General features: G+C 53.0%; 25 protein-coding genes. 10 read left to right on the forward strand and 15 right to left on the reverse strand.

Features of this window, described 5'->3' with window-relative positions:
• The first annotated feature begins 101 nt into the window (after positions 1-101).
• A complete protein-coding gene (gene cstA, locus NA986_RS12080; RefSeq protein ID WP_023216073.1) occupies positions 102-2,207 on the forward strand; it encodes a pyruvate/proton symporter CstA in 2,106 nt (701 codons plus the stop codon).
• A 63-nt stretch (positions 2,208-2,270) separates the two neighbouring features.
• On the forward strand, positions 2,271-2,468 hold the full coding sequence (locus tag NA986_RS12085) for a YbdD/YjiX family protein (RefSeq protein ID WP_000460619.1): 198 nt from the start codon (positions 2,271-2,273) through the stop codon (positions 2,466-2,468).
• Positions 2,469-2,503: 35 nt separating this feature from the next.
• Here the strand turns inward: NA986_RS12085 and NA986_RS12090 are convergent, their stop codons facing one another.
• Positions 2,504-3,592 carry an oxidoreductase gene (locus NA986_RS12090; RefSeq protein WP_023216074.1) on the reverse strand — a complete coding sequence of 363 codons (1,089 nt, stop codon included), beginning with the start codon at positions 3,590-3,592 and terminating at the stop codon, positions 2,504-2,506.
• A 126-nt stretch (positions 3,593-3,718) separates the two neighbouring features.
• Between NA986_RS12090 and NA986_RS12095 the strand changes: the two genes are divergently transcribed.
• Positions 3,719-4,879 (forward strand): pyridoxal phosphate-dependent aminotransferase, encoded by a 1,161-nt coding sequence (locus tag NA986_RS12095; RefSeq protein ID WP_001245605.1) that lies wholly within the window; start codon positions 3,719-3,721, stop codon positions 4,877-4,879.
• Here NA986_RS12095 and NA986_RS12100 read toward each other — a convergent pair whose 3' ends face one another.
• The 4 genes from NA986_RS12100 to dsbG form a co-directional block, all read right to left on the reverse strand.
• Positions 4,880-5,497, reverse strand: a complete 618-nt coding sequence (locus NA986_RS12100; protein WP_001164755.1) for an IbrB-like domain-containing protein — start codon at positions 5,495-5,497, stop codon at positions 4,880-4,882.
• On the reverse strand, positions 5,470-6,705 hold the full coding sequence (locus NA986_RS12105) for a phosphoadenosine phosphosulfate reductase (protein WP_023182267.1): 1,236 nt from the start codon (positions 6,703-6,705) through the stop codon (positions 5,470-5,472). The genes NA986_RS12100 and NA986_RS12105 overlap by 28 nt, the downstream gene beginning before the upstream one ends.
• 165 nt (positions 6,706-6,870) lie before the next feature.
• Complete coding sequence (gene citR / locus NA986_RS12110; RefSeq protein ID WP_023216076.1) at positions 6,871-7,773, reverse strand: DNA-binding transcriptional repressor CitR; 903 nt, start codon at positions 7,771-7,773, stop codon at positions 6,871-6,873.
• A gap of 316 nt (positions 7,774-8,089) precedes the next feature.
• A complete protein-coding gene (dsbG, locus tag NA986_RS12115; RefSeq protein ID WP_000597122.1) occupies positions 8,090-8,836 on the reverse strand; it encodes a thiol:disulfide interchange protein DsbG in 747 nt (248 codons plus the stop codon).
• 440 nt (positions 8,837-9,276) lie between these two features.
• Here dsbG and ahpC point away from each other — a divergent pair, with 440 nt between their 5' ends.
• From ahpC to NA986_RS12145, 6 genes are all read left to right on the forward strand, one after another.
• Positions 9,277-9,840: an alkyl hydroperoxide reductase subunit C gene (ahpC, locus tag NA986_RS12120; RefSeq protein ID WP_000052802.1), complete on the forward strand. Its 564-nt coding sequence runs from the start codon at positions 9,277-9,279 to the stop codon at positions 9,838-9,840.
• A 241-nt stretch (positions 9,841-10,081) separates the two neighbouring features.
• Entirely contained in the window at positions 10,082-11,647 is a 1,566-nt protein-coding gene (gene ahpF, locus NA986_RS12125; RefSeq protein ID WP_000887644.1) for an alkyl hydroperoxide reductase subunit F, read from the forward strand.
• A gap of 332 nt (positions 11,648-11,979) precedes the next feature.
• Positions 11,980-12,540, forward strand: a complete 561-nt coding sequence (locus tag NA986_RS12130) for a TorD/DmsD family molecular chaperone (RefSeq protein ID WP_000377439.1) — start codon at positions 11,980-11,982, stop codon at positions 12,538-12,540.
• Positions 12,533-14,812, forward strand: coding sequence for a molybdopterin-dependent oxidoreductase (locus tag NA986_RS12135; protein WP_023216077.1), 2,280 nt, complete (start codon positions 12,533-12,535; stop codon positions 14,810-14,812). Before NA986_RS12130 ends, NA986_RS12135 begins: the two co-directional genes overlap by 8 nt.
• Positions 14,809-15,366: a 4Fe-4S dicluster domain-containing protein gene (locus NA986_RS12140; protein WP_001250381.1), complete on the forward strand. Its 558-nt coding sequence runs from the start codon at positions 14,809-14,811 to the stop codon at positions 15,364-15,366. The genes NA986_RS12135 and NA986_RS12140 overlap by 4 nt, the downstream gene beginning before the upstream one ends.
• A complete protein-coding gene (locus NA986_RS12145) occupies positions 15,366-16,133 on the forward strand; it encodes a dimethyl sulfoxide reductase anchor subunit family protein (protein ID WP_070793906.1) in 768 nt (255 codons plus the stop codon). Before NA986_RS12140 ends, NA986_RS12145 begins: the two co-directional genes overlap by 1 nt.
• Before the next feature lie 67 nt (positions 16,134-16,200).
• On the opposite strand, the gene uspG is transcribed toward NA986_RS12145, so the two are convergent.
• Positions 16,201-16,629 carry a universal stress protein UspG gene (gene uspG, locus NA986_RS12150; protein ID WP_000278499.1) on the reverse strand — a complete coding sequence of 143 codons (429 nt, stop codon included), beginning with the start codon at positions 16,627-16,629 and terminating at the stop codon, positions 16,201-16,203.
• Positions 16,630-16,851: 222 nt separating this feature from the next.
• Between uspG and NA986_RS12155 the strand changes: the two genes are divergently transcribed.
• Positions 16,852-18,090 (forward strand): zinc-dependent alcohol dehydrogenase, encoded by a 1,239-nt coding sequence (locus NA986_RS12155; RefSeq protein WP_000646118.1) that lies wholly within the window; start codon positions 16,852-16,854, stop codon positions 18,088-18,090.
• A gap of 82 nt (positions 18,091-18,172) precedes the next feature.
• On the opposite strand, the gene rnk is transcribed toward NA986_RS12155, so the two are convergent.
• From rnk to citC, 9 genes are all read right to left on the reverse strand, one after another.
• Positions 18,173-18,583, reverse strand: a complete 411-nt coding sequence (rnk, locus tag NA986_RS12160; protein WP_000089748.1) for a nucleoside diphosphate kinase regulator — start codon at positions 18,581-18,583, stop codon at positions 18,173-18,175.
• A gap of 234 nt (positions 18,584-18,817) precedes the next feature.
• On the reverse strand, positions 18,818-19,624 hold the full coding sequence (gene rna / locus NA986_RS12165; protein ID WP_001092569.1) for a ribonuclease I: 807 nt from the start codon (positions 19,622-19,624) through the stop codon (positions 18,818-18,820).
• A gap of 109 nt (positions 19,625-19,733) precedes the next feature.
• A complete protein-coding gene (gene citT / locus NA986_RS12170) occupies positions 19,734-21,197 on the reverse strand; it encodes a citrate/succinate antiporter CitT (protein WP_000059028.1) in 1,464 nt (487 codons plus the stop codon).
• Positions 21,198-21,234: 37 nt separating this feature from the next.
• Positions 21,235-22,131, reverse strand: a complete 897-nt coding sequence (citG, locus tag NA986_RS12175; protein ID WP_023216080.1) for a triphosphoribosyl-dephospho-CoA synthase CitG — start codon at positions 22,129-22,131, stop codon at positions 21,235-21,237.
• Positions 22,103-22,654: a citrate lyase holo-[acyl-carrier protein] synthase gene (gene citX, locus NA986_RS12180; protein WP_001236063.1), complete on the reverse strand. Its 552-nt coding sequence runs from the start codon at positions 22,652-22,654 to the stop codon at positions 22,103-22,105. Before citX ends, citG begins: the two co-directional genes overlap by 29 nt.
• 3 nt (positions 22,655-22,657) lie before the next feature.
• Positions 22,658-24,187 (reverse strand): citrate lyase subunit alpha, encoded by a 1,530-nt coding sequence (gene citF / locus NA986_RS12185; protein WP_017465572.1) that lies wholly within the window; start codon positions 24,185-24,187, stop codon positions 22,658-22,660.
• 9 nt (positions 24,188-24,196) lie between these two features.
• A complete protein-coding gene (gene citE, locus NA986_RS12190) occupies positions 24,197-25,105 on the reverse strand; it encodes a citrate (pro-3S)-lyase subunit beta (RefSeq protein ID WP_000622342.1) in 909 nt (302 codons plus the stop codon).
• Entirely contained in the window at positions 25,102-25,398 is a 297-nt protein-coding gene (gene citD / locus NA986_RS12195) for a citrate lyase acyl carrier protein (protein WP_000700679.1), read from the reverse strand. The genes citE and citD overlap by 4 nt, the downstream gene beginning before the upstream one ends.
• The gene (gene citC, locus NA986_RS12200) at positions 25,395-26,471 is read right to left on the reverse strand and encodes a [citrate (pro-3S)-lyase] ligase (protein WP_000467874.1); all 1,077 of its coding nucleotides are present in this window, start codon (positions 26,469-26,471) and stop codon (positions 25,395-25,397) included. Before citC ends, citD begins: the two co-directional genes overlap by 4 nt.
• Between the last annotated feature and the right edge of the window lie 45 nt (positions 26,472-26,516).

Below are 26,516 nucleotides of genomic sequence, written 5' to 3' on the forward strand. Positions count from 1 at the left end.
AACGATCCGGTTTTATCATGTTGTTGTGTTGTTAATTACGGTAAAGGTGTTATAGAAACAAAATGTAACATCTCTCTGGAACACCCAAACGGACAACAACTATGAATAAATCAGGGAAATACCTCGTCTGGACAGCGCTCTCAGTATTGGGTGCGTTTGCCCTGGGCTATATTGCGTTAAATCGTGGGGAACAGATCAACGCGCTATGGATCGTGGTGGCGTCGGTCTGTGTCTATCTTATTGCGTATCGTTTTTATGGGCTCTATATCGCCAAAAAAGTGCTGGCGGTTGACCCAACACGTATGACGCCCGCGGTACGTCATAATGATGGTCTGGATTATGTCCCGACCGATAAGAAAGTGCTGTTCGGTCACCATTTTGCGGCCATTGCTGGCGCAGGTCCGCTGGTCGGGCCGGTACTGGCGGCGCAGATGGGCTATCTGCCGGGGATGATCTGGCTGCTGGCGGGCGTTGTGCTGGCGGGAGCGGTGCAGGACTTTATGGTGCTGTTCGTCTCGACCCGGCGCGATGGGCGTTCGCTTGGCGAGCTGGTTAAAGAGGAGATGGGCGCGACGGCAGGGGTGATCGCGCTGGTGGCCTGCTTTATGATCATGGTGATCATTCTGGCCGTCCTGGCGATGATCGTGGTGAAAGCGCTGACCCATAGCCCGTGGGGAACGTACACTGTCGCGTTCACTATTCCACTGGCGATTTTTATGGGCATCTACCTGCGTTATCTGCGTCCGGGGCGCATCGGCGAGGTGTCGGTCATTGGGCTGGTATTTCTTATTTTCGCTATTATTTCCGGCGGATGGGTGGCGGCAAGCCCAACCTGGGCGCCGTACTTTGATTTTACTGGCGTGCAGCTTACCTGGATGCTGGTGGGTTATGGTTTTGTCGCGGCGGTACTGCCGGTCTGGCTGCTGCTCGCGCCGCGTGATTACCTCTCTACCTTCCTGAAAATTGGTACGATTGTCGGTCTGGCGGTCGGGATTCTGATCATGCGTCCGACGCTGACTATGCCGGCGCTGACCAAATTTGTTGATGGTACCGGACCGGTCTGGACGGGCGACCTGTTCCCGTTCCTGTTTATTACCATCGCCTGCGGCGCGGTCTCCGGTTTCCATGCGCTCATCTCCTCCGGCACGACGCCGAAGATGTTGGCCAACGAAGGCCAGGCCTGCTTTATCGGCTACGGCGGGATGTTAATGGAATCTTTCGTCGCCATTATGGCGCTGGTCTCCGCCTGTATTATCGATCCGGGCGTTTACTTCGCGATGAATAGCCCGATGGCGGTACTGGCGCCAGCGGGGACAGCGGATGTCGTGGCTTCTGCCGCGCAGGTGGTCAGTAGTTGGGGTTTCGCTATCACGCCGGATACGTTACACCAGATTGCCAATGAAGTCGGCGAACAATCCATTATCTCCCGCGCAGGCGGTGCGCCAACGCTGGCGGTAGGGATGGCCTACATTTTACATGGCGCGTTGGGCGGTATGATGGATGTGGCGTTCTGGTATCACTTCGCCATTCTGTTTGAAGCGCTGTTTATTCTGACGGCGGTGGATGCGGGTACCCGTGCGGCGCGCTTTATGTTGCAGGATTTGTTGGGCGTAGTGTCGCCAGGGCTGAAACGTACCGATTCGCTGCCAGCGAACCTGCTTGCTACGGCATTGTGCGTGCTGGCGTGGGGGTATTTCCTCCATCAGGGCGTGGTCGATCCGTTGGGCGGTATTAACACCCTGTGGCCGCTGTTTGGCATCGCTAACCAGATGCTGGCGGGTATGGCGCTGATGCTTTGCGCCGTGGTACTGTTCAAAATGAAGCGTCAGCGTTATGCGTGGGTCGCGCTGGTGCCGACGGCCTGGCTGCTGATTTGTACGCTGACGGCGGGCTGGCAGAAAGCGTTTAGTCCGGATGCGAAAATCGGCTTCCTGGCCATTGCCAATAAGTTCCAGGCGATGATCGACAGCGGCAATATTCCGCCGCAATACACCGAATCGCAACTCGCGCAGTTGGTATTCAATAACCGTCTGGATGCCGGGCTAACCATCTTCTTTATGGTGGTGGTCGTGGTGCTGGCGGTCTTCTCTATTAAGACGGCGCTGGCCGCTCTGAAGATTAATAAACCGACGGCGAATGAAACGCCGTATGAGCCGATGCCGGAAAATGTGGATGAGATCGTGACGCAGGCGAAAGGCGCGCACTAATCTTTTTACATCAATAGCCCTCTCCAGAATAAGGAGAGGGCATTTGGATGACAGGTGACAACGATGTTCGATACGCTTTCGAAAGCCGGAAAATATCTGGGACAGGCCGCAAAAATGATGATTGGCGTGCCAGACTACGACAACTATGTTGAGCATATGCGCATAACGCATCCGGATCAGACGCCGATGACCTATGAAGAATTTTTCCGCGAGCGGCAGGATGCGCGCTATGGTGGAAAAGGCGGCGCGCGTTGCTGCTGATGGTTGCCAGGCCTGATAAACGCAACGTCACCAGGCTATATTCTGAAAAATTCAACTTTTTCAAACGCCGCACACAGGGTGTCTGGCGTTAACGTCACCGGTAAATAGTGGATGGATTCGACCGGGCGCAGGGTATGCGCGATTACCCTATCGATCTCGGCGGTGTTATGAATATCCACGTCCAGTTCGCTAAGCTTGGCCGGCAGATGAAATCGCCGGTACGCTGCAATCAATTGCGCCAGCACGTCATCTTGTCCCAGTAGCGCGCTTTGCACCAGAATGCCATAAGCCACTTTCGTTCCGTGCAGGAATTTTTCCGTTTGCGGCAGAACGGTCAGACCGTTGTGTACCGCATGGGCGGCGGCGACACGGGTATAGCGTTCTCCGAGGCCGCCGACCATACCGCCGCCAGCGATAATCGCATCCACCACGTCGCAAAATGCCTGGGTCAGCCGACGCTGCTGTTTATCCGCTAATGCTTGTTCGCTGCTGTCCAGCAGGAGATCGCGAATAGCGCACGCGCTGTTAATGCCCAGTCTTACGGTCAAAGGTAACGTTTCAGGCTGCGGCGCAAGCACAACGGCTTCATACCATTTCGCCAGCGTATCGCCAATGCCAGCTAACAGATAGTCATCGGGCGCCTGCAGAATAATGCGCGGTTCGACCAGCACCAGAAAATTGGCATCATCAAAAATTTCGAACTGTAACGCCTGTCCCGCGTCGTTATACCAGACGGAAAGCGGTGTCCAGGCGGCGCAGGTTGCCGCGATGGTCGGGATAGCGACAAACGGCAGCGCCAGACGGCGGGCGAGCGCTTTGGCGGTATCGAGCAGCGCGCCGCCGCCGACGCCTATCACCACCTGACGATCGTCGTTGCAGGCGTGCGCCAGTTGGGCAACATGGCGTTCGCTACAATGGCCGGTAAACTGCAGATGTTTTGCGCCAGCACGTTCAAACGCTTCCGGCAGGTAAGGCCGGGCGGCGGCAATCGCGCGTTCGCCGTACACCCAAACGGCGTGGGAAAGCTGTTCCGGCGTGAAAAAGTCTGTCAGTCTTCCGAGGCTTCCGGCATGGGAAAAATAATTCGCCGGGCCGGTAACGACGCGGATTTCAGTGTGGTTCATGTTGTGTTGTCCTTAGGGTCTTCTCACCGCTGTTATTATATTTAGACATCTAAACGTCTTGATTGCCAAATACTAACACCCTGTGATAGTGTGTCAATAACCACATCACTGGCGGGTATGAAGATAATGAGAAATAACCCACTGATTCCAAAAAGCAAATTGCCCAATCTTGGCACCACGATTTTTACGCAAATGAGCGCGTTGGCGCAGAAACATCAGGCAATAAATTTATCGCAAGGCTTCCCTGATTTTGATGGTCCTTCTTATTTGCACGAGCGGTTGGCTTATCATGTCGCGCAGGGCGCGAATCAATATGCGCCGATGACGGGCGCGCAGGCGCTGAGGGAGGCCATAGCCGATAAAACGGCGGAAATATATGGTTATCGACCCGATGACGTCAGTGATATCACCGTCACGGCGGGCGCGACAGAAGCGTTGTACGCGGCGATTACCGCACTGGTGCGGGCAGGGGATGAGGTTATCTGTTTCGATCCCAGTTACGACAGCTATGCCCCGGCCGTGGCGCTTTCCGGCGGCGTGTTAAAACGCATAGCGCTTACGCCGCCGCATTTTCGCGTCGACTGGCAGGCGTTTTCGGCGTTGCTTAGCGAGCGCACGCGGCTGGTGATCCTCAATACGCCGCATAATCCCACCGCTACCGTCTGGCGTCAGGAGGATATCGAGGCGCTGTGGCAGGCTATCGGCGAGCGGGAAATTTATGTGTTAAGCGATGAAGTGTACGAACATATTTGTTTTGCCGTCGAAGGTCATGCCAGCGTATTGGCGCACCCTCAGTTACGAGAGCGGGCGGTTGCCGTTTCATCGTTTGGTAAAACCTTTCATATGACGGGATGGAAGATTGGTTACTGCGTTGCGCCTGCGGCCATTAGCGCCGAAATCCGCAAAGTTCATCAGTACCTGACGTTTTGCGTCAATACGCCGGCGCAACTGGCGCTGGCGGATATGCTGCGCGCCGCGCCGGAACACTATCGCGCGTTACCCGATTTTTACCGGAAAAAACGCGATGTGCTGGTTAACGCGCTGGCGCAAAGTCGATTAAAAGTGCTGCCCTGTGAAGGTACCTATTTTCTGTTAATCGATTACAGCGCAGTGTCGACGCTAAATGACGTTGAGTTTTGTCAGTGGCTAACCGAAGAAGTCGGTGTCGCCGCTATTCCGCTCTCTGTCTTTTGCGCTGCCCCTTTCCCGCATCAGCTTATACGTTTATGTTTCGCTAAACAGGAATCCACGCTGCTGGCCGCCGCAGAGCGCCTGTGTAAACTGTAGTTATTTAACCGTCCACGCTCTGGAGAATCGACGGTCTGCAAAAAGCTCCTGCAGGCCGTTGATCTGTTTCAGGCGCAGGACTTCATCGGCGTCCATACCTAACTCCTGGCCGATTTTGCTCTCGTCCCAGCCTAGCAGAGAAAGTTCGCGCACGATTTCTGACATGGCGTGGATCTGGTGACGCCCGCGCGCGCGGTTATGCCGAATGGTTGCCGCCATGCGTTCGTGACGTTCTCTGTCCAGACACGTTATCGGCAGGTAGCCTTTCAGACGCCTTTTCAGGGCCGCTTTTCCTTTGCCCAGCTCATGACGGTGAAAACCGTCCACAATCTCGTACTCCTCGGCATCGGCCTTTACCACCACGATCGGCTGAGTAAACCCATCTTGTTCAATCGATTTAAGCAGCAGTTTTTTCTCCGGCGGCGCAACGTTATTCGGGTTGTAGTCATTAGGTGAAATATGATCGTTTTTCACCCACAGGACACAATCGACAGGCTCATCGCGAAAAGGACTAACGCTATGTATCGCCATTCTAAATTCATTAATGGCGGCGATCCTCTCCTCTTCAGGCAGTTCAGAGAGAAAGTGAGTTATTTCGGTTGTGAGTCGGTGTTGCATAAGATCCCCCATTCCTGGCGTTTAGCTTTCATACGTTCGTTATAACGCTGGTAATTCTTAGGTTTTGTCGGACTGAATGACAGCGCCCGGCACCAGTAATCATTGTTCAGTAATACTTTGCAGATCCGTCGCCATGACGGAATATCGCGCGATCCGATATCGCCATGCTGCGTCTGTGGAATAGTGTTCATGCCTTTTTTCTTATACCACTGCAAATAAACGGCGATTTTATTACGGTAATGTTCGGCAGTGACTTCAGGCATACTGTGTAGCAGGAGCAGCGCGTACTCTTCCCAGTTAAGGTGATCGGGTTTTAAAATTTTCCGGTGGCCGTAAAAATGGCTGTCTTGTCCGGCGTATATTCCTCCGCTGAGTGCGCCGCTGACTCTGGCGCACATGGCCGCCCAGCGCTCAGGTTCGATAACATGATACAGCCATAACCCTTGTCGTTGTTCCGGGCCGAACGGTTCGCAAATACGCATGTAACGGGGCGGTACGCCAGCCTGATACATCAAATTATACAAAGGGTTACAGGGTTTACCTGTTTTGGCGAACCAGGTCCAGATATCTGCGGTTTTCCAGTCATAGATGGGATAGATATACCAGGTGTGCCCCTTAGGGGCTAACGTGGTCCAGGGCTTATCGTCGGCAAAGCGCAGCTTATGCGAGTTAGCGATAGCGGCAAATCGGTTATAGGATTCGTCGGAACGAATACCGACCAGCATAGCGGCAGGACGTTTTTCTGAAAACCAGTCGGCAAAATCGCGAACGAACTGTTCAAAGGTCATGCCTTGTTGATAAAAGGAAAAAAAGGCCGGATCGGTAATCGCATCTTCTGGCGGTTGTCGTACCCAGTCGGCACCCGGCTGCCAACACTGCCACTCCGGCTGGTATTGTGAAAGGGAATTTTGTGTGGTTAAGGGTAATGCGACCCAATAAAAACGCTCAATAACGTCCGCGTAGTATTCACGTAATGATTCAATATAGGCGATGGTACAGGAGAATTGCGCTTCCCAGTCAATGAAGAGAACATGGATCTTTTTATTCATTTTGCGCGCCAACGTTGCCGTCAGGTGCAGCATAAGTCCTGAATCTTTACCACCAGAAAATGAGACGCAGACCCGGGGTAAGGTTTCCAGGGTCCACATTATACGCTCTTGAGCCGCTTCCAGAACATTTTGCTCAAGTGGAACTTTATAAACCGACATCTCTGGATAGTCTCCGATGTGTTAACTACAGTATATTCGAAATAATTAACATAAAGGATAAGCGGATTAGATGAACTTGCAATGCTTTATTATATTTGTAAAATAAATATATCCCATAAATATATACATTGAATTTATATTAACACCTGTTATCTGACCTTCTTATTAATGCTTTTTTGTGATGTGCTCAATGAGCTCAGCAAATCCACTATTATTCAGCGAAGCTCTATTATACATAAGATAGAGCTGTATGGGAGCAATGGTAAAAGGTGTAGTGACTTTTTTAAGTTTGATAGAGGAAGAGTAATAGTCAACAAGTGATTCTGGTAAAAAACCAATAAGCTCCGTGGAGCTGATGGCGTTGGCGATGGTCATCAGCGATTTGCTTCTGAAACCAATTATTCTTTCCCCCAGCACATCATCTATAAGTGAATGATACTCTTTTATACCGCTTGCCCGGGCGACGAGTTGCGTAAATGACTCTTGTAGAATTTCGTCGATAGTGGCGGTGTCGCCTAGTCGGGGATGGTTTTCACTGCAAACAAGGATACATTCCATCCTATTAAAGTGAGAACAAACAATAGAACGATTATTCAGTGGGGCCGATGAAACCACAACATCTGCTTTGCGGTAGGCAAGCAGATCTTCAGGCTGTTCGTCAGTGGTCAAAATGTCGTGATGTTCAATTTCAACCTGTGGATCTTTGCGGATATATTTAACTAATCTCATCACATATTGGGTGATCAACAGCTGTGGGCTGTAGATAATAAACTTTTTCTTCAGGCTGGACTGATTCATTATATTAATAGTTTGTTCCAGGCTGTTAAGGTTATTTTCTAAATGATAATGTAAATTAATGCCTGTTACGGTAGGCGTAATTCCTTTACCTGAACGAATAAATAGAGGATCGTTGAATTGCGTGCGCAGGCGTTGCAATGACTGGCTTACGGCAGAAGGTGTAATATAGAGTGTTTCTGCTGCTTTGCTAATGCTTAAATGTTGATAGATACATTCAAATATAACCAACAAGTTAAGATCAAATTTTTTAAGGTCGTAAAGGTTAGCCATAGTATCTTCCTGGCATAATCATGGTATCTTTCATGATTATGACTTAATCTCAATAATTTACCAGAGTTATGTTTATTAAACTTAATGTAGAGTTTATTTAAACTAAAATACCACAGTTATGAATATTTTAGCGAGTAAATAATCACAGTAAAGGCGGACATAACGTACACTTTTATAATCACGCCGTTAGTCTAAAAAGGCTGTGCCGGATGACATGCTGGTCTGGCGTCGCGTTAATGCCAGGAAGAGGTTGGCCCGACAAACGCAGCGCTATCGGGCGGGGTACGGTTAAGCTTCTGCCTTGCTAATTTCTGCGTTAAGGCTGCCCCATCATGGCGTCCAGTTGCGCTTTTTCCGGTAAACCCACAACCTGTTGCAAAATCTTATCTTTATTCATGTAATAAATTGCTGGCGTCGCGTTAGCGCCAAGATCGTCCATTAACTGCTGATTCTGATTAATGACTTTCATCTGCGCCGGGGGGATGGACGCCGGAACCTCCAGCTTCATCTTTCCTGCGGAGGCTTCGTAGTCATGCCAGGTTTTCGCCGGGTCTTTCGCGGCTAAAATCGCTGCGGCTGTGGCCGGGCTTTCCGGTTTAATTACGCCGACCAGTAATGTGCGTAATTGTACCTTGCCGGATTCGACCCACGGACGAGCTTGTTGCCAAAACTGCTTACAATAGGGGCAGAAAGGGTCGGCGAAGACATACAGCACCACCGGCGCGTCTTTTTTACCGTCGAGTATCCATGACGCTTTTTCCATTTTCTGCCACATTTCACGTCCGGCCGGCGCATAGATCTCTTTTTCTATCAGGGCGTTGCTAAGATTTTCGCCTTTTTCATTATACATATAGCCGGAAATCGCGTGTTTACCGTCCGGCGTCAGGTAAATCGTGACGCCCATATCCTGATACTTTCCGAGATAGCCCTTCATGCCCCCCGGCGCCTCGAAGGATTTCAGGATAGTTATACCCTGTTTTTCAATGGCTTTAACCGGCGCAGGCAGTTCTTCCGCGTGGGCGAGAATGGGCAGCATAGCAAGCAGCAATGTACGTTTAATCATATTTTTTCCTTTTAAGATCAAAGCGAAAAGAGTATTAATGATGATGCCTATCACAGACATAGGTAAGAGCTGGCGTGCCGGGATTGCCCTTTCTATGCTGGGGTGATGTAATCCTTTTCGCTGTTACAGCCTTTGTTAAGGTAATGTAGAGCGCAACACTTAGCCAGCATATACGCTATGGATTTCGAGTTGCAGACAATACGTCTGTAATTTGCAAGACGAGTCGTACTGGCTCTGAAGTTACCTACGGGTAGTTCAGGTAATGGGGCCGCCTGTCAGGCGGCCTTTTTACTTTAGATGGCTGACAGGGCGCAGTGTTCACAATGTCGCCCGAATCGGGTTGTTAGTTAACGCTTATTGATTTGATAATGGAAACGCATTAGCCGAATCAGCAAAATTTCGTTAACTTACTCCTCAACGAAAACACGGAGGAAGTATAGATGTCCTTAATTAACACCAAAATCAAACCTTTCAAAAACCAGGCGTTCAAAAACGGTGAATTCATTGAAGTCACCGAGAAAGATACCGAAGGCCGCTGGAGCGTCTTCTTCTTCTACCCGGCCGATTTTACCTTTGTTTGCCCGACTGAACTGGGTGACGTTGCCGACCATTACGAAGAACTGCAGAAGCTGGGCGTAGACGTTTATTCCGTCTCAACCGATACTCACTTCACGCACAAAGCATGGCACAGCAGCTCTGAAACTATCGCAAAAATCAAATATGCGATGATCGGCGACCCGACTGGCGCCCTGACCCGTAACTTCGACAACATGCGTGAAGATGAAGGTCTGGCAGACCGTGCGACCTTTGTTGTTGACCCGCAGGGTATCATCCAGGCGATCGAAGTTACCGCTGAAGGTATCGGCCGTGACGCGTCTGACCTGCTGCGTAAAATTAAAGCAGCACAGTACGTTGCCGCTCACCCAGGCGAAGTATGCCCGGCGAAATGGAAAGAAGGCGAAGCGACTCTGGCTCCATCTTTAGACCTGGTCGGTAAAATCTAAATTTCCGTCGTCTTTCACGCCATAGCTGCGTTGGCGTCGCCTGCTCACCCCGGTCACTTACTTCAGTAAGCTCCCGGGGATTCTCAGGCTAGACGCCTTACTCTGACGTGAAATACTTTGGAAATTGTTTCAGTCATGGGCGCACCCGCGCCCATTTCATTTCAGCACCATGACGCAAGTTGCATTAATGCAGTCCCGCGAAGTCGGCTTGCATGATGATGTTTTCAGAGAGGGAAGAAGAATGCTCGACACAAATATGAAAACCCAGCTCAGGGCTTACCTTGAGAAACTGACCAAACCTGTTGAGCTGATTGCCACGCTGGATGACAGCGCTAAATCGGCGGAAATCAAGGAACTGCTGGCTGAAATCGCCGAGCTGTCCGACAAAGTCACATTTAAAGAAGACAATACTCTGCCGGTGCGCAAGCCGTCTTTCCTGATTACGAATCCAGGTTCTCAGCAGGGGCCGCGCTTTGCCGGTTCTCCGCTGGGCCACGAATTTACCTCGCTGGTTTTGGCGCTGCTGTGGACCGGCGGTCATCCGTCAAAAGAAGCGCAGTCGCTGCTGGAGCAGATTCGCGATATTGACGGCGATTTTGAATTCGAAACTTATTATTCACTCTCCTGCCATAACTGCCCGGACGTAGTGCAGGCGCTGAACCTGATGGCGGTGCTGAACCCGCGTATTAAACATACGGCAATTGATGGCGGCACCTTCCAGAACGAAATCACCGAACGTAACGTGATGGGTGTTCCGGCGGTATTTGTTAACGGTAAAGAGTTCGGCCAGGGACGTATGACTCTGACCGAGATTGTCGCTAAAGTGGATACTGGCGCAGAAAAACGCGCGGCGGAAGCGCTGAACAAACGCGATGCGTATGACGTACTGATTGTCGGCTCCGGCCCGGCGGGCGCGGCGGCGGCGGTCTACTCGGCGCGCAAAGGCATCCGTACCGGTCTGATGGGCGAGCGCTTCGGCGGTCAGGTGCTGGATACCGTGGATATCGAAAACTATATCTCAGTGCCGAAAACCGAAGGCCAGAAACTGGCGGGCGCGCTGAAAGCGCATGTCAGCGATTATGACGTTGACGTTATCGACAGCCAGAGCGCAAGTAAACTGGTTCCGGCCGCGACAGAAGGCGGCCTGCATCAGATTGAAACGGCGTCCGGCGCAGTATTGAAAGCGCGCAGTATCATCATCGCCACCGGCGCGAAATGGCGCAATATGAATGTGCCGGGCGAGGATCAGTATCGCACCAAAGGCGTCACCTATTGTCCGCACTGCGACGGTCCGTTATTTAAAGGGAAGCGTGTGGCGGTCATCGGCGGCGGCAACTCTGGCGTTGAAGCGGCTATCGATCTGGCAGGTATTGTAGAACACGTTACGTTGCTGGAGTTCGCGCCGGAGATGAAGGCGGATCAGGTGCTACAGGACAAAGTGCGTAGCCTGAAAAATGTCGATATCATTTTGAATGCGCAAACGACAGAAGTGAAGGGCGACGGTTCGAAAGTGGTGGGGCTGGAGTATCGTGACCGTGTCAGCGGCGATATTCATAGCGTCGCGCTGGCAGGGATTTTTGTGCAGATTGGTCTGTTGCCGAATACCCACTGGCTGGAAGGCGCGCTTGAGCGTAACCGCATGGGCGAGATCATTATTGACGCCAAATGTGAAACCAGCGTTAAGGGCGTCTTCGCTGCAGGCGATTGCACCACCGTTCCTTACAAACAGATTATCATCGCCACAGGCGAAGGGGCGAAAGCCTCGTTGAGCGCCTTTGATTATCTGATTCGTACCAAAATCGCATAAAAAGAAGTAAGCACACCTGCAAGGTCAGTTAACTGGCCATCGTAAATGGCCCGATAGTGTAAGCTATTCGGGCCTGCGGTGTTTATGCCCGGGGAACGCCGCCGGGTAAAACACATTCTTCATTATCAATACTCTGAAACCGTCTGTTAATAACAGACGGTTTTTTATTTCAACGGTCTTCTGTTTTTAAACTTTGAAACAATAAAAAAGCCTTCTACGGATTTAACGGGAATTTTTCTGTTTTTTTATCAAAGAAAGATTAAGCGCTTCCGTTAACATGCTCATTCTTTTTTCTTGATTTATATTGCATTTGTATGTGAGGTTATTTATTCATGGATTCAATCTATGAATCACTGACGGAATTAGAAAAAACAGGGCTTACATTGCGTGATTTTTTTAATTCTCATGATAGTCGTTCACTGAAATCTGCCTACGTGAGATTAAATCCCACTGCTGCGGTAAACCTTACCGATCGGGCGTGGCTGGAGGCGGAGTATGACTTTAATGCGCTATTCGTCGGTCCTGGCAAGCTGCTGGCTGCGCCTTTCGCTTCAGTGTATCTGGAAGATGATGCGCTGGTGATGGGAAAGGCGACGCTGGAGATACGGGATTTTATGGCAGCGTTGGGATTATCGGTTAATCAGGAGAGCAATATCCCTGACGATCATATTTCCTGCGTGCTGGAATTGACCACACTATTACTGGCTAATACCCGGCAAACGTCACAATACCGATCTACTCTCACTCAATATATCAATAACTATTTAACAAAGTGGGTGCCATTATATATCGAAAAAATAAAAACTCATGCACAAACGACCACGTTATATACGGTGGCGGACATCTTATTTTATTGGCTTGATGAATTAAAACGAGAGTATCAATATGAGTAATGAGACAGGACATCTGAACAGACGTTCTTTTTTAAAGGGGATAGTGGCACTGGGCGCCGTTGCGGCTTTACCCGGAGGATTACTGACCTCCCGATGCGCGCTTGCGCAGCCGCCTGTTCCCTTTAACCCTAAAACGTACAAAATTTATCGTAACGCGTGTCCGCGTAACTGCTATGACACCTGTAGCCTCAAGACGTGGGTAAAGGACGGGGTCATTACTTTCGTGGAAGGCGCGCCGGAATCAACATTTACTCACGGTACCCCTTGCGTCAAAGGGTTAAGCTATCCGCGCCGGGTTTATAGCCCCGATCGTATTAAATATCCCATGGCGCAGGACGTTCGCGGTAGCGGCAACTGGCGTCGCATCTCATGGGAAGAGGCGATGCAGCGCATTGCCGCCAAAATGCTGGAGATTAAGAAAAAAGACGGTTCTATGCTCGGTCTGGCGCTGACCAAATATTCCGGTAAGTTTGGTGTGCTGAACTATGCCGTTGAAGGGATGATGTCCTCGCTTGGCTACACCACCCGTTTTGCCGGTACGCCGTGCTGGCCTGCCGGTATCGACGCGCAAAACTACGACATGGGCGACATGTGGTGTAACGACCCGGAAGATATGGTGAAAGCGAAATACATCATTATCTGGGGCGCCAACCCGGCCTGGTGCTCAATGCACAGCATGAAGTACATCTATCAGGCGCGCGAGAAAGGGGCGAAGGTCGTGGTTATCGACCCGCTGCTGTCGCAGACTGCCGCCAAAGCCGATCTCTACCTGCGCGTGCGGCCTGGCTCAGACGGCGCGCTGGCGCTGGGAATGGCGCGTCATCTGGTGGATAAAGGCCTGGTGGATCAGAATTTTGTCAACAACGATGCTCACGGCTATCCGGAATTTGAAGCCTATCTGCGCAATAACGTCACCGTGGAATGGGCGGCAGAAATCTGCGGCCTGTCTGCGGATGTCATTCGCCAGCTGGCGGAAGAGTTTACGACGGTTAAGCCGGCCACGGTCTGGATTGGTTACGGGATGCAGCGTCATGTCAACGGCGGCGCCAACGTTCGCGCTATCGATGCCTTTGTCGCTATGACCGGCAACATCGGTGTCGAAGGCGGCGGCGCGCGTTATGGCCATCTGCATACCTGGGGCTTTAACTATAACGCCATGCTGCAGAAGCCGCCGGTGGGCGCTATTGGCATACCGGGAGCGGCGGGCACCACCAGTGAATTCGGGGCTGCCGCTGGCAGCGACGCCGTGCAGTACTCCGATCGCTCTCTGAATATTAACCAGACGGCGCAGGGGATTCTGGAGGCCAACGATCCGCCGGTTCGTATGCTGTGGGTCGCCTGTAAAAACCCGTTTGCCCAGGATTTCGATCGCAGCAAGATGAAAAAAGCGTTTGAAAAGCTGGAAATGGTGGTCTGCGCCGATCAGTTCTTCAACGAAACGGTGCAACACGCTGATATCGTGCTGCCCGTTACCACCGCGTTTGAAGAATGGAACGTGGATGCTTCTTACTGGCACTACTGGCTTTCCATTAATCAGCCGGCGATTAAGCCGATGTATGAAGCAAAATGCGATCTCGAAATCGCTACCATGCTGTCGCGCACCATTAATAAGATGGCGCCGGGTTCCTGTACCTTCCCGCAAGAGTTCGATCACAAGCGCTGGCTGGATCAGGAGTTCAACGACGGTATGGCGAAAATGTTCGGCATCTCTTCCTGGGACGATCTGCTGGACGGGCCAAAAAAAGCGATCCTGCCAAGTTCTGCCGCCTGGTACGACCGCAAGTTCAAAACGCCGTCAGGCAAGTATGAATTTAAATCTGAACTGGCGGAGAAAAACGGCCACACCGCGCTGCCGGAATACAAACCGGAAGCCGAGAGCAAACTGCCTTTCCATCTGTTTACGCCGCACGTGCAGTTTGGCCTGCACTCGCAGTTTATCAACCTGGACTGGATGCAGGTGTTCTACCCGGAACCGTTCGTTTATATCCATCCTTCTTCCGCACAGAAAAAAGGCATCAGCGAGAACGATCTGGTCAAAGTTTTCAATGGCACCGGTGAAGTTGAGCTGCGGGCAAAAGTCACCACCAACGTGCCGGAAGATTTTCTGGTGATGTATGAAGCGTGGTTCCCGAAACGGCAGTACAACGTGCAAAACGTCGTGGCCGATACGCCTGCTGATATGGGGCTGATGAAAACTGGCGCGCCGGGCGCCGCTATCCACAGTCAGTTTGCTGACGTTGTATTGATCGGTAAAGGGGAATCCGTAGCATGAGACGTGCGTTTTTAGTGAATAGCGATAAGTGCATCGGCTGCCGCGGCTGTGCTATGGCGTGTAAAAGCTTTAACCAACTGGAGCCGGATCGCTTCTGGCGCTACGTTTATCCGTTGGATAAAGACATCTATCCACATGAAGAGCGGGCGTTTTACTCGCTGGCCTGTAACCACTGCGAACACCCGGCCTGCGTCGCCGCCTGTCCGGTCGAAGCCTATACCAAACGTGAAGATGGCGTGGTGGTGCATAACCCTGAGCGCTGCATTGGCTGTAAAAACTGTATTCGTAACTGTCCTTATGGCGCGCCGCGTTTTAATGAAGAGACGCGTAAAGCGGAAAAATGCAGTATGTGCTACGAGCGTCTTGATATCGGTATGAATCCGGCGTGCGTAAACGCCTGTCCGGTGGGCGCCTTGTCGATTATCGATTTGGATGCCGATCCTGTGCCCGATAATGCGGTGCAGTATCCGCCAGGGTTCCCGCATATGCCACAGCTTAATCCAGGAACGCGCTTTATTCTGGCGCGCCAGCCTAAGCAGCCGGAGGACAAGTAATGGAAAAATATGAACTGCCGCTGGTGTTTTTTACGGTATTAAGCCAGATGTCTGTCGGGATGGCTTTGGTACTGACATGGCGTACGCTGCGTGGTGAAGTGGAAGGCCAGCGTTTCTATTGGTTGGCCACCGGGCTGGTGCTGGCATTGGCGTCTATTGCCGCGATTCTGCATCTGGCGCATCCCGATCGCGCTTATAATGCGCTGATTAACCTGCGACATGCCTGGTTAAGTCGGGAAATCCTTGGCGCCACGTTGTTTGGCGCAGCGGTCGGCGTAACGTTCCTGGCAAAGGGACATAAAGCGATGGCTCTTATCGCCTCCGTGTTCGGCGTGTTACTGGTGGCGGTGCAGGGGATGACCTACGCCGCGCCAGCGATGGTAGCTATCGCTAATGGATTTACCATGCTGTTATTTTTTATTACGGTATGGGTCATGGGTTGCGCGGCGATTCCGCTGTTAAGACTCAGGCCTGCCGTTCCTGCGTTACGCCAGGGAATTGTGGTGTGTATCGCGGTACTTATCGCGGTGCCGCTGGTGTGGTTAAGCGGGGGAACGGTCATGCAGATGACGGCGCGTTCATGGCTGGCTTCCCCGTTTTATCTGGCAAGCCTGGTTTGCCTTGCGCTCGCTTTTGTCGCCAGCCGTCACGGTGATTCGCGCCCGAAACTCCTGTTCGTCTTGTTATTCGTTGGCGTATTTCTGAGTCGGCTGGTCTTTTTTGGCGACACGGTGAGTACTATTGTGAATATCGGGCATTTGTACTAACGATGATGCAGTAAAAAGCCCTGCCAGGCGTGACCTGGCAGGGCGTGTCAGTTTTTAGCCGCCAGAGTTAACGCACAACCAATACCGGCAGCGTTGCATGGCGCACCACGCTTGAGGCGTTAGACCCCAACAGGTGTGTCGTGATGGACGGATTACGCGAACCGATTACCACGACATCCGCATCCAGTTCTTCGCCCATCTCATTGACGACATCGCGCACGCTACCAAAGCGAACATGCGTTTTAATTCGTGAAGGATCGATACTGAAGTGTCCCACCATCGTTTGCAGACGCGTTTCCGCCTCATGCTGTAAATGTTCTTCAAAGCGACGCACGTCGGCGGCAAAGCGATGCAGACTCATGCTCGCGGACCCAGGCAGTACATGCAACAGATGAATGACGCCATCCTGTTGCGCCAGAAACTCAGCGTGGCGAATGGCTTTATCGCTAAGTTCCATTTCAAAAACATCAACCGGCATAATGATTGTCTTATACATACCCGTTACTCCCTGTTAATCAATACTGAATTTATTCAAGCATATAATAATGTTTCTTTCTGCTATTTGTCTGGCAATTTTAAATATTGCGACAACCTGACGTTAAAAAAGTCGTGTATTTTCCAGGAAAAATCCTAAAGCCGCCTGTTTTTCCGGCAGTCTCTCCGGGATAGCTACCCTTTTATAGTCGAACGCAACATTCACCGTTACTCCGGAGGCTGCATGAAAGCATTGACGTATCACGGTCCACATCACGTAAAGGTTGAAAACGTACCCGATCCTGGCATTGAGCAGCCTGACGATATCATTTTGCGTGTTACCGCCACCGCGATTTGCGGATCTGATTTGCATCTCTATCGCGGCAAGATCCCACAGGTAAAACATGGCGATATTTTCGGCCATGAGTTTATGGGCGAGGTGGTGGAAACCGGACATGATGTGAAGAATATTCGAAAAGGAGATCGGGTCGTTATCCCGTTTGTCATTGCCTGTGGTGACTGTTTTTTCTGTCGGCTACAGCAATATTCAGCGTGTGAAAACACTAACGACGGACACGGCGCGGCGATGAATAAAAAACAGATCCCGCCACCGGCGGCGCTGTTTGGGTATAGCCATCTGTATGGCGGCGTTCCCGGCGGACAGGCCGAATATGTTCGCGTGCCAAAAGGTAATGTCGGTCCATTTAAGGTGCCGCCGCTGTTATCTGACGATAAAGCGCTGTTTCTTTCTGATATTTTGCCTACCGCCTGGCAGGCGGCAAAAAATGCTCAGATTCAGCAAGGTTCCAGCGTGGCGGTTTTTGGCGCAGGGCCGGTAGGATTACTGACTATCGCCTGTGCGCGACTGCTGGGCGCGGAGCAGATCTTCGTCGTTGATCACCATGCCTGGCGCCTGCGTTTCGCCGAAGAACGTTACGGCGCGATACCGATCAACTTCGATGATGAGAACGATCCGGCGGAAAAAATCATTGAGCAGACGGCAGGACACCGCGGCGTGGACGCGGTAATTGATGCCGTAGGCTTTGAAGCGAAAGGCAGCATGACGGAGACGGTGCTGACGAACCTTAAACTGGAAGGCAGCAGCGGCAAAGCGCTTCGACAATGTATCGCGGCGGTCAGACGCGGCGGCGTGGTCAGCGTGCCCGGCGTGTATGCCGGTTTTATTCACGGCTTTTTATTTGGCGACGCCTTTGATAAGGGGCTAACTTTTAAAATGGGTCAAACCCATGTTCACGCGTGGCTGGGGGAATTATTACCGCTTATTGAAAAAGGGTTGCTGAAGCCGGAGGAGATTGTCACGCACTATATGCCGTTTGAAGAGGCGGCGCGCGGCTACGAAATTTTCGAAAAACGCGAAGAAGAGTGCCGGAAGGTTATCCTGGTGCCGGGAGCGACGTCGGCACAAGCGGCGCAGAAACAGGCGACGGGAGTCATCAACCCGATGCCAGGCGGCGTTGTCTGAAACAGGCAGAAATGAAAGGGCTAACGGAAAGAGGATGCGCAGGCATCCTCTGTGTAAACGCATTAACGCTTATGCAGATGGTTTAACGCAGGAAGTCGCCCGCGGCTTCAGGCTGATATTCGAGTTCCAGCACTTCGAGATGGGTGGAGGCGCCGCCCGGCAGTTCCCAGTGAATGGTGTCGCCGACGCGCAGTCCCAGCAACGCCGCGCCGACGGGCGCCATTACCGAAAGCTGGGTACTGCTGTCCGTCATATTGGCGGGGTACACCAGCGTCCGCACGCGTGTTTCACCATCGCTCAAATTGCGGAATTTAACGCGGCTGTTCATGGTGACGACATCGTTCGGCATCTCTTGTGGCGAACACATTTGCGCGCGATCCAGTTCGGCGTTGAGCGCGTCGGCAATCGGCAGATCCGCATACGCAGGCTGTTCCAGAAGACGATCAATACGTTCGGCGTCAAGGTCGTTAATGATAATAGTGGGTCTGGACATTTCTTACTCCATGTCATCGATACTGCGAGTAGTGCAGGTAAATGGTCCCAAAAGAAAACCCTCACCGTCTGGCGGCGAGGGTTTAACTCTCATGATGATACTGAGACTTACCCCGTCTTTGAAGTGATTTAGTTCACATTCGGGTAAATCCTCAAACGTCATAGCCCTGAGTGAATTTTAGTCTACATTCGGGCGTGTTCTCAAATGTGGCTACGGTTTTAAACCTCTGCTTCGTCAATAACCGGCTTTATCGATAATAAACTGTTTCCCGCAGTTGCCGGGATGCGGCTGCGGCAGGAATGAGGCAGAGGAGAGCGGCGCGTTAATCATCGACGCCTTTAATGAAAACTGAATCTCTGTTAAATAGGCGGGATTGCCATGGCAGTTTACTTTAACGGCTTTGACATTATCCTGGCCCCACATTTGTGCGACGACGCTATCAAACTCAGCGCGGCTAACGGTTTTGCCGTAATTATCCGCCAGAAACTGCCCCAGCGCGCTGTCTTTTATCGCCTTATCCAGCCGTATCATGGTGCCGAAATAGGCATTGGGATCAAACCCGAAACAGGCGCCATGTTTGGCATATTCGTAGCGCTCCAGACAGGAATTCCCCCCCGCGCCGGGCATCACTTCCTTAAGCGCTGCCGCGATGTCAGGCGAAAGTCCGGGGGCGGGGGCAGAGCATTTCCGGCTGGCCTTGACTTCAGGCAGATTCGGGATTGGCCGCGTCGCACAACCAAAGCGCTGCCAGCGTCTCTGGTCAACACCGCGTGCGGCGATAGATTTGGGTAATCCTGGCCACAGGCCGTGGACGGTCAGAAAGTCTGCTTTGTTGGCTGGCTCTTTTTGCAGACGGCACTCATCGGGTTCCCGATGGCGGCGTTCATGCTGGCTTTGACAAAAACCGGTTTGCCAGGAAAGCGCCAGCACATAGTCAGTGAAATCACCGTACTGTTGCGCCTGAAGTTCGTCGGCGTTGGCGGCAAAAATTGGAGTTAAGAGGGCAGCCAGCAGCGGACTGTAATGCCATATTGTGTTCATGATGAATTCGATAATTTATACACATTATGAATGTTACCCATTTAATCATAAAAAATGCCGCTCAGGTGAACCTGAACGGCATCATTTTTAACCTACGTTGGCGTAATGTTTAATTCCACATTGCCAGAATCGGCCAGCCCACCAGCAACAGCATCGCGATATAGATAACGCCAAAGATTGCGCCAAGCCGCCAGTAGTCTTTGGATTTCACGTAACCGCAGCCGTAGATAATCACACCAGGGCCGGTGGCATACGGCGTCAGACAGCCCATGATACCGATAGACAGCACCAGCAGAATACACAGTTGTTCCATCGGAACGCCCGGAATGCCTTTACCCACCGCCAGAATGACCGGCAGCATGGTCGCGGTGTGAGCGGAAAGGCTGGCGAACAGGTAGTGCGCGAAATAGAACACCAGTACCAGTACAATGACGGTTGCATCCGGCGAGAAACCTTCCAGATGTGTGCTCATGGTATTGGCGAACCAGTCAATAAAGCCGGAGCGGGTTAAGCCATTAGCCATGACCACCAGCGTAGCGAGGTTCACCAGGGTGTTCCAGGCGCTGTTGTAGCGCGTAATGTCTTTCCACGGCACAACATGCAGCGCCAGCATCAGCGATACGGCCAGCAGACCCACGGCAGTGGCGTTGATGATTTTTCCACCAAAAACCCACAATCCTAAGCTAAGCAGCACCAGGCCAATCAGCGTCCACTCTTTGCGGGACAGACGCCCCATGTTTTTTAACTCGCCGCCAGCCCAGGCCGCGACTTCCGCACTGTGGGTCACTTCAGGTTTATAAAGTACATAGGAGAGCCACGGCGCAACGATCAGTAAAATAATCCCCACCGGCAGAAAGCTGAGAAACCACTGCAGCCAGCTAATCTGGACGCCGGCGATCTTGCTGACGAACTCCAGACCTAACACGTTTGGCGCCGCGCCAGTGACAAACATCGAAGAGCTCAGGCTGGTACTGATCACCATCATCCACATCAAATAACCGCCGATGCGGCGTGCGGAAGGATCGTTTGGAAACGATTTAAATAGCGGCGGCAGGTTCTTGATGACCGGGAAGACAGTCCCGCCGGTACGAGCCGTATTGGAGGGAGTAAACGGCGCCAGCAAAATATCGATAATGACAATCGCATAGCCGAGCGTCAGCGTGCGTTTACCCATGAATTTTACCAAAAACAGCGCAATGCGACGTCCCAGCCCGGTCACTTCGTAGCCCAGCGCGAAAATAAACGCGCCGAAAACCAGCCAGACCGTGGTGCTGGAGAAACCGGCAAGCCCCCATTTCAGCGCCTGTTTACTGGCTTTAAACGCCGGATCGGCCAGTTCTGAAGCGTCAAATAGCAGGTAATTGCTGCCGATAACGCAAATGGTTACGGCGATAAAACTGATCGCTGTCGCCGGGATCGGCTCCAGGATCATACCGACAATCATCGCGACGAAAACCGCAAAATAGTGCCAGGCCTGCGGCGGCATACCATCTGGAACAGGAATTAGCAACATGACGCCCATCACCACTAATGGGGCCAACAACTTCCATATATTATCTTTGGATAAAGACATAAATGACTCTCCGGAAAGGATATTTTCTATAATTGTGTTAATGATTAACTTGCGAAATTTGCGCTAAAAACCAGGTCACGATCAGCAGATCGGCGCTACCGCCTGGGCTGAGATTGCGTTCAATGCATTGCTGATCGAACCGGTGGAGATAAACGAGATCGTCAGGCGTCCGTATGCCGCCCTGCTGTAATAAGACCGCCGCCTGCTGCTGTAACCAGCGCAGACCGTCCGCCCCGCCGCGCGACGCGACGTTGGTATCGCCGTTAAGCGACATCAGCAGCAGTAAGGTATCAAGCAGCGCCAGTTCGGGATCGCGCCCCTGCGTCAGCAATGCGCGGTAGTGCGGCAACGCGTGGCGGATGACCAGCGGATAGCCCGCTTCCGCTTCACCGCGCGCGCCGGTTAATCCCAGTTGCTGATACAGCCGCTGGCCTGCGGTGAGCTGTAGGTTGTTCTGGCGCAGTTCGCGCGTGGTCAGGCCGCGGCAAAAATCGGCGGCGGTAGCGCAGAGTGTTTCTGCGGTGATCGGCTGGCGTAGCTGATACAGGCGGCCAATGGCGGCGCACAGTAACCCCAGCGAGAAAATGCTGCCTTTATGGGTATTGACGCCCGCCGTTGCGCGAAACATCGCTGCTTCACAGGCCATCCCCAATGGACGCAGGCCCGCCAGAACTGACTCTGGCGGCAGGCGCGTGCAGCTGGCGCCATATTCCATAAAGCGCGGCAGCCAGTGTCGAATCGCCTCCGCGCTGCGGTGAAAATCCGCCAGCGCCATATCTTTGTGCGCGCCGCAGTTTAGTCGGTCTACCAGACCGGGTTTTGGCGATAAATTTACCTCGGTCAGCATAGCGCGCCAGGCCAAATCGGCCCAGGCGTCATACAGCGACTGAGGCTGAATGGAGGCGTTAGTCGGGTTGGCGGGAATCGGCATCATGCAGCAGCGCCTCCATATGAATCAGTAAATCAGTCAGCGCGTGGGTTTTACCCCGCGCGCATTCAGCCGCGCTTTGCCCGCACAGCAGACAGCGGCGAGCGGGAAGCGCGAAATGGCGGCGGGAGAGTATTTCGCCTTCCGCCGTCAGGACATCGATATCCCACAGGCGCCCCAGTGGATAACGCTGTTCCAGCGCGATGGTCGCCTGTTTGAGCGCCTGAGCGGGCGCGTCAATCGCCAGCAGCCCTTCCGGCCCGCTGGCGGAAGCCAGTGCAGCCTGCTCCCGGATGGTCCAGCCATACTCTTCTGCCAGCGTGTGCAGGGCAGTCACGCCGTGATTAAAGATCCGGCGGGTTAACGCGCTGTCTTTTATCGGGCCTGGCGCCACCACGGTAAAGGAGACCAGCGGAGTAGCGTGACGCGTTAGCCAGGCGCGCTGTCTTGCTTGTCTCTCATCCCGGCTGGCGAGCAGCTCAGGAATAGAAACGTCGTGACAGGTGGCGAGTTCAGGAAACAGGCGCATGGCTTATTCCTTCACCTGATGCACCACATCGATCACTGAACCGTCGCGATAACGCACGACAGCAATCACGCGGTCGGTGAATTCGATAGGGCGGGGCTGACCGGTAAGCAGTTGCGCGCGTTCGCGCAGCCACTCAATCGATACCACTTTCATTCCCGCTGCTTGCAGTCGTTCAGCCAGCTCCGGACGCGCCGGGTTGACGGCGATACCGTGATCGGTGACCAGAATGTCGACGCTGGAGCCTGGTGTGACGCAGGTGGTGACGTTATCAACCAGCGTTGGGATGCGACCGCGCACCAGCGGCGCGACGATGATGGACAGCGCCGCCGCGACGGCGGTATCGCAGTGGCCGCCGGACGCGCCGCGTAGAACGCCGTCGGAGCCGGTTAGCACGTTAACATTGAAGTGGGTGTCTACTTCCAGCGCGCTCAGCACCACCACGTCCAGACGGTCGACGGAAGCGCCTTTAGAGCCCCAGTTGGCGTACTGGTTAGCGCTGATTTCGATATGGTTCGGGTTGCGGGCCAAAGATTGCGCAGCGTTACGATCGAAGCTCTGCACGTCAAGCAGTTTGCGGATTAAGCCCTTTTCATGCAGGTCGACCATGGTGGCGGTGATTCCGCCCAGCGCGAAATTAGCCACAATGTTGCGGCTACGCATTTTGTCTTCCAGGAAGCGGGTGACCGCCAGCGATGCGCCGCCGGTGCCGGTTTGTAGGGAGAAACCTTCGTTGAAGTAGCCGGAGTGAGCAATGACTTCCGCCGCGCTGCGGGCGATCAGCAGTTCACGCGGATTAGTGGTCATGCGGGTCGCGCCAGCGCCGATTTTGTTTGCATCACCGACTTCTTCGATTTGCACGATCAGATCAACCTGATCCTGAGCGATGCTTGCCGGGTTATGCGGATACGGCAGCAGTTGCTCCGTCAGCATCACGACCTGCTTCGCGCTGTCGGCATCCACCATCGCGTAGCCCAGTGAACCGCAACAGGCTTTGCCGGTATAACCGTTAGCATTACCGAATTCATCGCAGGAGGGCACGCCAAGAAACGCAACATCAATATTGAGTTCGCCGCTTTGTACCAGATGCACACGACCGCCGTGGGAGTGAATCTGAACCGGCTCAGCCAGCAGGCCGCGAGAAATTTCTTCCGCCAGCGGGCCGCGCAGGCCTGACGTGTAGATGCGGCTGACCACCCCGTTACGAATGTGTTCAACCAGCGGCGCGTGGCAGTCGCTCAGCGAGCTGGAGGCCAGGGTCAGATTTTTGAAGCCCATCTTCGCGATGGTTTCCATCACCAGGTTAATCGTCAGATCGCCGCCGCGAAACGCGTGGTGAAAGGAGACCGTCATGCCGTCGCGTAAACCGGAACGGCGGATGGCCTCTTCCAGGCTGGCGCACAGTTTGTGGTCGCGCGGTTTTTGCGCTTGTAGATCCAATTTTGCCGCACTTTGGTAAGCGCTCAGTTCGCTTTCAGCGTGACGGCTCCAGGCGGCTACGCGATCCTGGCGTTGAGATTCATTTTTCTGCGTCATTTTTTTGCCTTATTCTTCGCGAATACCGGAAAGTTCTGCACGGGAGAGCACCAGACGGGCGCGTTCAATCACCGGGCTGTCGACCATCTTGCCGTTAAGGGAAACGACGCCGAGACCTTCGCGGGCGGCGGCTTCTGCGGCCTCAACGACCAGACGCGCATGGGCGACCTCTTTACGCGTCGGCGCATAAAGGTTGTGCAGCAGTTCTATTTGGCGGGGGTTGATCAGTGACTTACCGTCAAAGCCCAACTGTTTAATGTGGGCGGCTTCTTGCAGGAAACCGGCTTCGTTGTTGGCGTCGGAATAGACGGTATCGAAGGCCTGAATGCCGGCGGAACGCGCGGCCTGCAAAATGGCGCAGCGGGCGAACAGCAGTTCGGTGCCTTCCGGAGAGCGTTCGGTGCGCAGGTTGCGAACATAGTCTTCCGCGCCCAGCGCAATCCCGATCAACCGTTCAGAGGCGTGGGCGATTTCTACCGCGCGGGTAATACCCAGCGGCGATTCCACGGCGGCTAACAGGCCGGTACTGCCCGGTTCGCGACCGCAGGCGTTTTCAATGCGCAGAATTTCGTTTTCGATATCAATGACGTCCTGCGCGGTGTCGGTTTTCGGTAAACGCACCACGTCCGCGCCGCCGCGCACGACCGCTTCCAGATCGTTGACGCCCCATTCGGAGTCCAGCGCATTCACGCGGACGATGGTTTCGACGTCACGGTAAAGCGGGTGTTGCAGCGCGTGATATACCAGACGGCGCGCCGCATCTTTTTCGCGTAATGCAACGGAGTCTTCCAGGTCGAACATCAGCGCGTCGGCCGGGTAGATAAACGAATTGCTCACCATCGCCGCGTTGGCGCCCGGTACGAATAACATACTGCGGCGGGTGCGGGTTTTACGTTGTTGCAGAGAGGCGGAAATCATTGGCGATCCTCCCAGGGCAGAGCGGCAATACCGCTGGCGCGCGCCAGTAGCGTTTCCAGTCGGGCGCGCAAAATGCAGTCCAGAGCGCCTTTATCATCGACGTTCAGTTGTACGCCGCGCACGTCGTAGCGAGAAAGCACCTCCAGGATGGTGGCGCGAATGGCCTCGCCAAACTGTTTTTCAACGCTACTGTTGATTTGCAGGTCAATATCCTGCGTATCGAGCGGCGCAATGCGTATCATCACATCGCCGGACTCAAGCGTGCCTGCGACGGCTAGCTGGTTTATTTTCATTTTTCACCTGTTGCTAATACGGGGGACTTTTGACGGGCTGCCGCGCTGCCCGGATGGCGTTCGACCATGCCCTGCAAATAGCGCAGGGTGGCGTCGGGAACCAGCGGCGCGATAGCCGTGAGATCGTGTTTAACCAGCAGCTTGCGTACCCAGGAGGCAGATATCGGCGTCTCCTGGAAGCAAAGCCGCTCTATTTCCACCAGCGTAATGGGTGGGGCGGGAAGCGTTGGCGTCTCCAGCCAGAAACGCATATCAAGGTTGTACTGGGCGGTAACGGTGCAAAACGGCTCCGTACCGACAAAGCGGTGTGTGATGCCAAGCGCGGGCGCCAGATACTGGCGGAAAATCTTCAGGTCGATTTCGGTATAACAGTGATTAATGACGCTCTGCTCTTTAATGAAATAGCAGGGGAACGTCGCCCGAGAGATAATGTATTCGGAGCCGCGGTGAACGGTTAAGCGCGGGATATCGGTAGTCCCTTTAAGGACCAGATCGAGTCGGTCTTCATAGGGAAAGCGTGATGTATCTTCTTTGACCAGGAACAGATGCAGCCAGTCGCACTGTGCCGCCGCCTGTTGGATCAGATAGCGATGGCCGTTCGTGAAAGGATTGGCGTTCATCACAATACAGCCAATTTTCTTTCCCTCATGACGCAATGTCGCCAGCGATTCCGCATACCGTTTCAACCGGGTCGCGCTATTTTCCATTAAGACCATCACGCCAGGGACGCTGGCTATCGTCGAAAAGCTGCACTGTTTAAACAGCGCTTCGTATTCCGTTTTGGTATAAATAAAAAGATGGGTGCAGTGCCGTTCCCAGGCGAGATTAATCAATTCCGTCGCCAGCGTTAACGCTAAGCCTTCGCCGCGTACTGATTCGCTAATGGCCACGCATTTAATGATATTTCCGGCAATACCGCCGCAGGCAATAAGACGGTCATCACGGCTGACGGTAATAAACACTTCAACAGTGGTATCGACGCTTAAATCATTCTCTTTGAGAAAGTGAGCGATCTCCGCCATTTTTTTATTTTCAGAGCGTTTTACCCGAGTGAATACATTATTGCCAAACATAGTAAGAAATATCCTGGTGATATGCTTGTTGCCACTTTTCTGTAT

This window comes from Salmonella sp. NW177 (genome assembly GCF_051811585.1).
Taxonomy (GTDB): Bacteria; Pseudomonadota; Gammaproteobacteria; order Enterobacterales; family Enterobacteriaceae; genus Salmonella; species Salmonella enterica.

What these genes read in the sequence shown, in the direction of transcription:
- cstA (WP_023216073.1), top strand. Translation starts at nt 102, where the DNA reads ATGAATAAATCAGGGAAATACCTCGTCTGGACAGCGCTCTCAGTATTG.
- NA986_RS12085 (WP_000460619.1), top strand. Translation starts at nt 2,271, where the DNA reads ATGTTCGATACGCTTTCGAAAGCCGGAAAATATCTGGGACAGGCCGCA.
- NA986_RS12090 (WP_023216074.1), bottom strand. Translation starts at nt 3,592, where the DNA reads ATGAACCACACTGAAATCCGCGTCGTTACCGGCCCGGCGAATTATTTT.
- NA986_RS12095 (WP_001245605.1), top strand. Translation starts at nt 3,719, where the DNA reads ATGAGAAATAACCCACTGATTCCAAAAAGCAAATTGCCCAATCTTGGC.
- NA986_RS12100 (WP_001164755.1), bottom strand. Translation starts at nt 5,497, where the DNA reads ATGCAACACCGACTCACAACCGAAATAACTCACTTTCTCTCTGAACTG.
- NA986_RS12105 (WP_023182267.1), bottom strand. Translation starts at nt 6,705, where the DNA reads ATGTCGGTTTATAAAGTTCCACTTGAGCAAAATGTTCTGGAAGCGGCT.
- citR (WP_023216076.1), bottom strand. Translation starts at nt 7,773, where the DNA reads ATGGCTAACCTTTACGACCTTAAAAAATTTGATCTTAACTTGTTGGTT.
- dsbG (WP_000597122.1), bottom strand. Translation starts at nt 8,836, where the DNA reads ATGATTAAACGTACATTGCTGCTTGCTATGCTGCCCATTCTCGCCCAC.
- ahpC (WP_000052802.1), top strand. Translation starts at nt 9,277, where the DNA reads ATGTCCTTAATTAACACCAAAATCAAACCTTTCAAAAACCAGGCGTTC.
- ahpF (WP_000887644.1), top strand. Translation starts at nt 10,082, where the DNA reads ATGCTCGACACAAATATGAAAACCCAGCTCAGGGCTTACCTTGAGAAA.
- NA986_RS12130 (WP_000377439.1), top strand. Translation starts at nt 11,980, where the DNA reads ATGGATTCAATCTATGAATCACTGACGGAATTAGAAAAAACAGGGCTT.
- NA986_RS12135 (WP_023216077.1), top strand. Translation starts at nt 12,533, where the DNA reads ATGAGTAATGAGACAGGACATCTGAACAGACGTTCTTTTTTAAAGGGG.
- NA986_RS12140 (WP_001250381.1), top strand. Translation starts at nt 14,809, where the DNA reads ATGAGACGTGCGTTTTTAGTGAATAGCGATAAGTGCATCGGCTGCCGC.
- NA986_RS12145 (WP_070793906.1), top strand. Translation starts at nt 15,366, where the DNA reads ATGGAAAAATATGAACTGCCGCTGGTGTTTTTTACGGTATTAAGCCAG.
- uspG (WP_000278499.1), bottom strand. Translation starts at nt 16,629, where the DNA reads ATGTATAAGACAATCATTATGCCGGTTGATGTTTTTGAAATGGAACTT.
- NA986_RS12155 (WP_000646118.1), top strand. Translation starts at nt 16,852, where the DNA reads ATGAAAGCATTGACGTATCACGGTCCACATCACGTAAAGGTTGAAAAC.
- rnk (WP_000089748.1), bottom strand. Translation starts at nt 18,583, where the DNA reads ATGTCCAGACCCACTATTATCATTAACGACCTTGACGCCGAACGTATT.
- rna (WP_001092569.1), bottom strand. Translation starts at nt 19,624, where the DNA reads ATGAACACAATATGGCATTACAGTCCGCTGCTGGCTGCCCTCTTAACT.
- citT (WP_000059028.1), bottom strand. Translation starts at nt 21,197, where the DNA reads ATGTCTTTATCCAAAGATAATATATGGAAGTTGTTGGCCCCATTAGTG.
- citG (WP_023216080.1), bottom strand. Translation starts at nt 22,131, where the DNA reads ATGATGCCGATTCCCGCCAACCCGACTAACGCCTCCATTCAGCCTCAG.
- citX (WP_001236063.1), bottom strand. Translation starts at nt 22,654, where the DNA reads ATGCGCCTGTTTCCTGAACTCGCCACCTGTCACGACGTTTCTATTCCT.
- citF (WP_017465572.1), bottom strand. Translation starts at nt 24,187, where the DNA reads ATGACGCAGAAAAATGAATCTCAACGCCAGGATCGCGTAGCCGCCTGG.
- citE (WP_000622342.1), bottom strand. Translation starts at nt 25,105, where the DNA reads ATGATTTCCGCCTCTCTGCAACAACGTAAAACCCGCACCCGCCGCAGT.
- citD (WP_000700679.1), bottom strand. Translation starts at nt 25,398, where the DNA reads ATGAAAATAAACCAGCTAGCCGTCGCAGGCACGCTTGAGTCCGGCGAT.
- citC (WP_000467874.1), bottom strand. Translation starts at nt 26,471, where the DNA reads ATGTTTGGCAATAATGTATTCACTCGGGTAAAACGCTCTGAAAATAAA.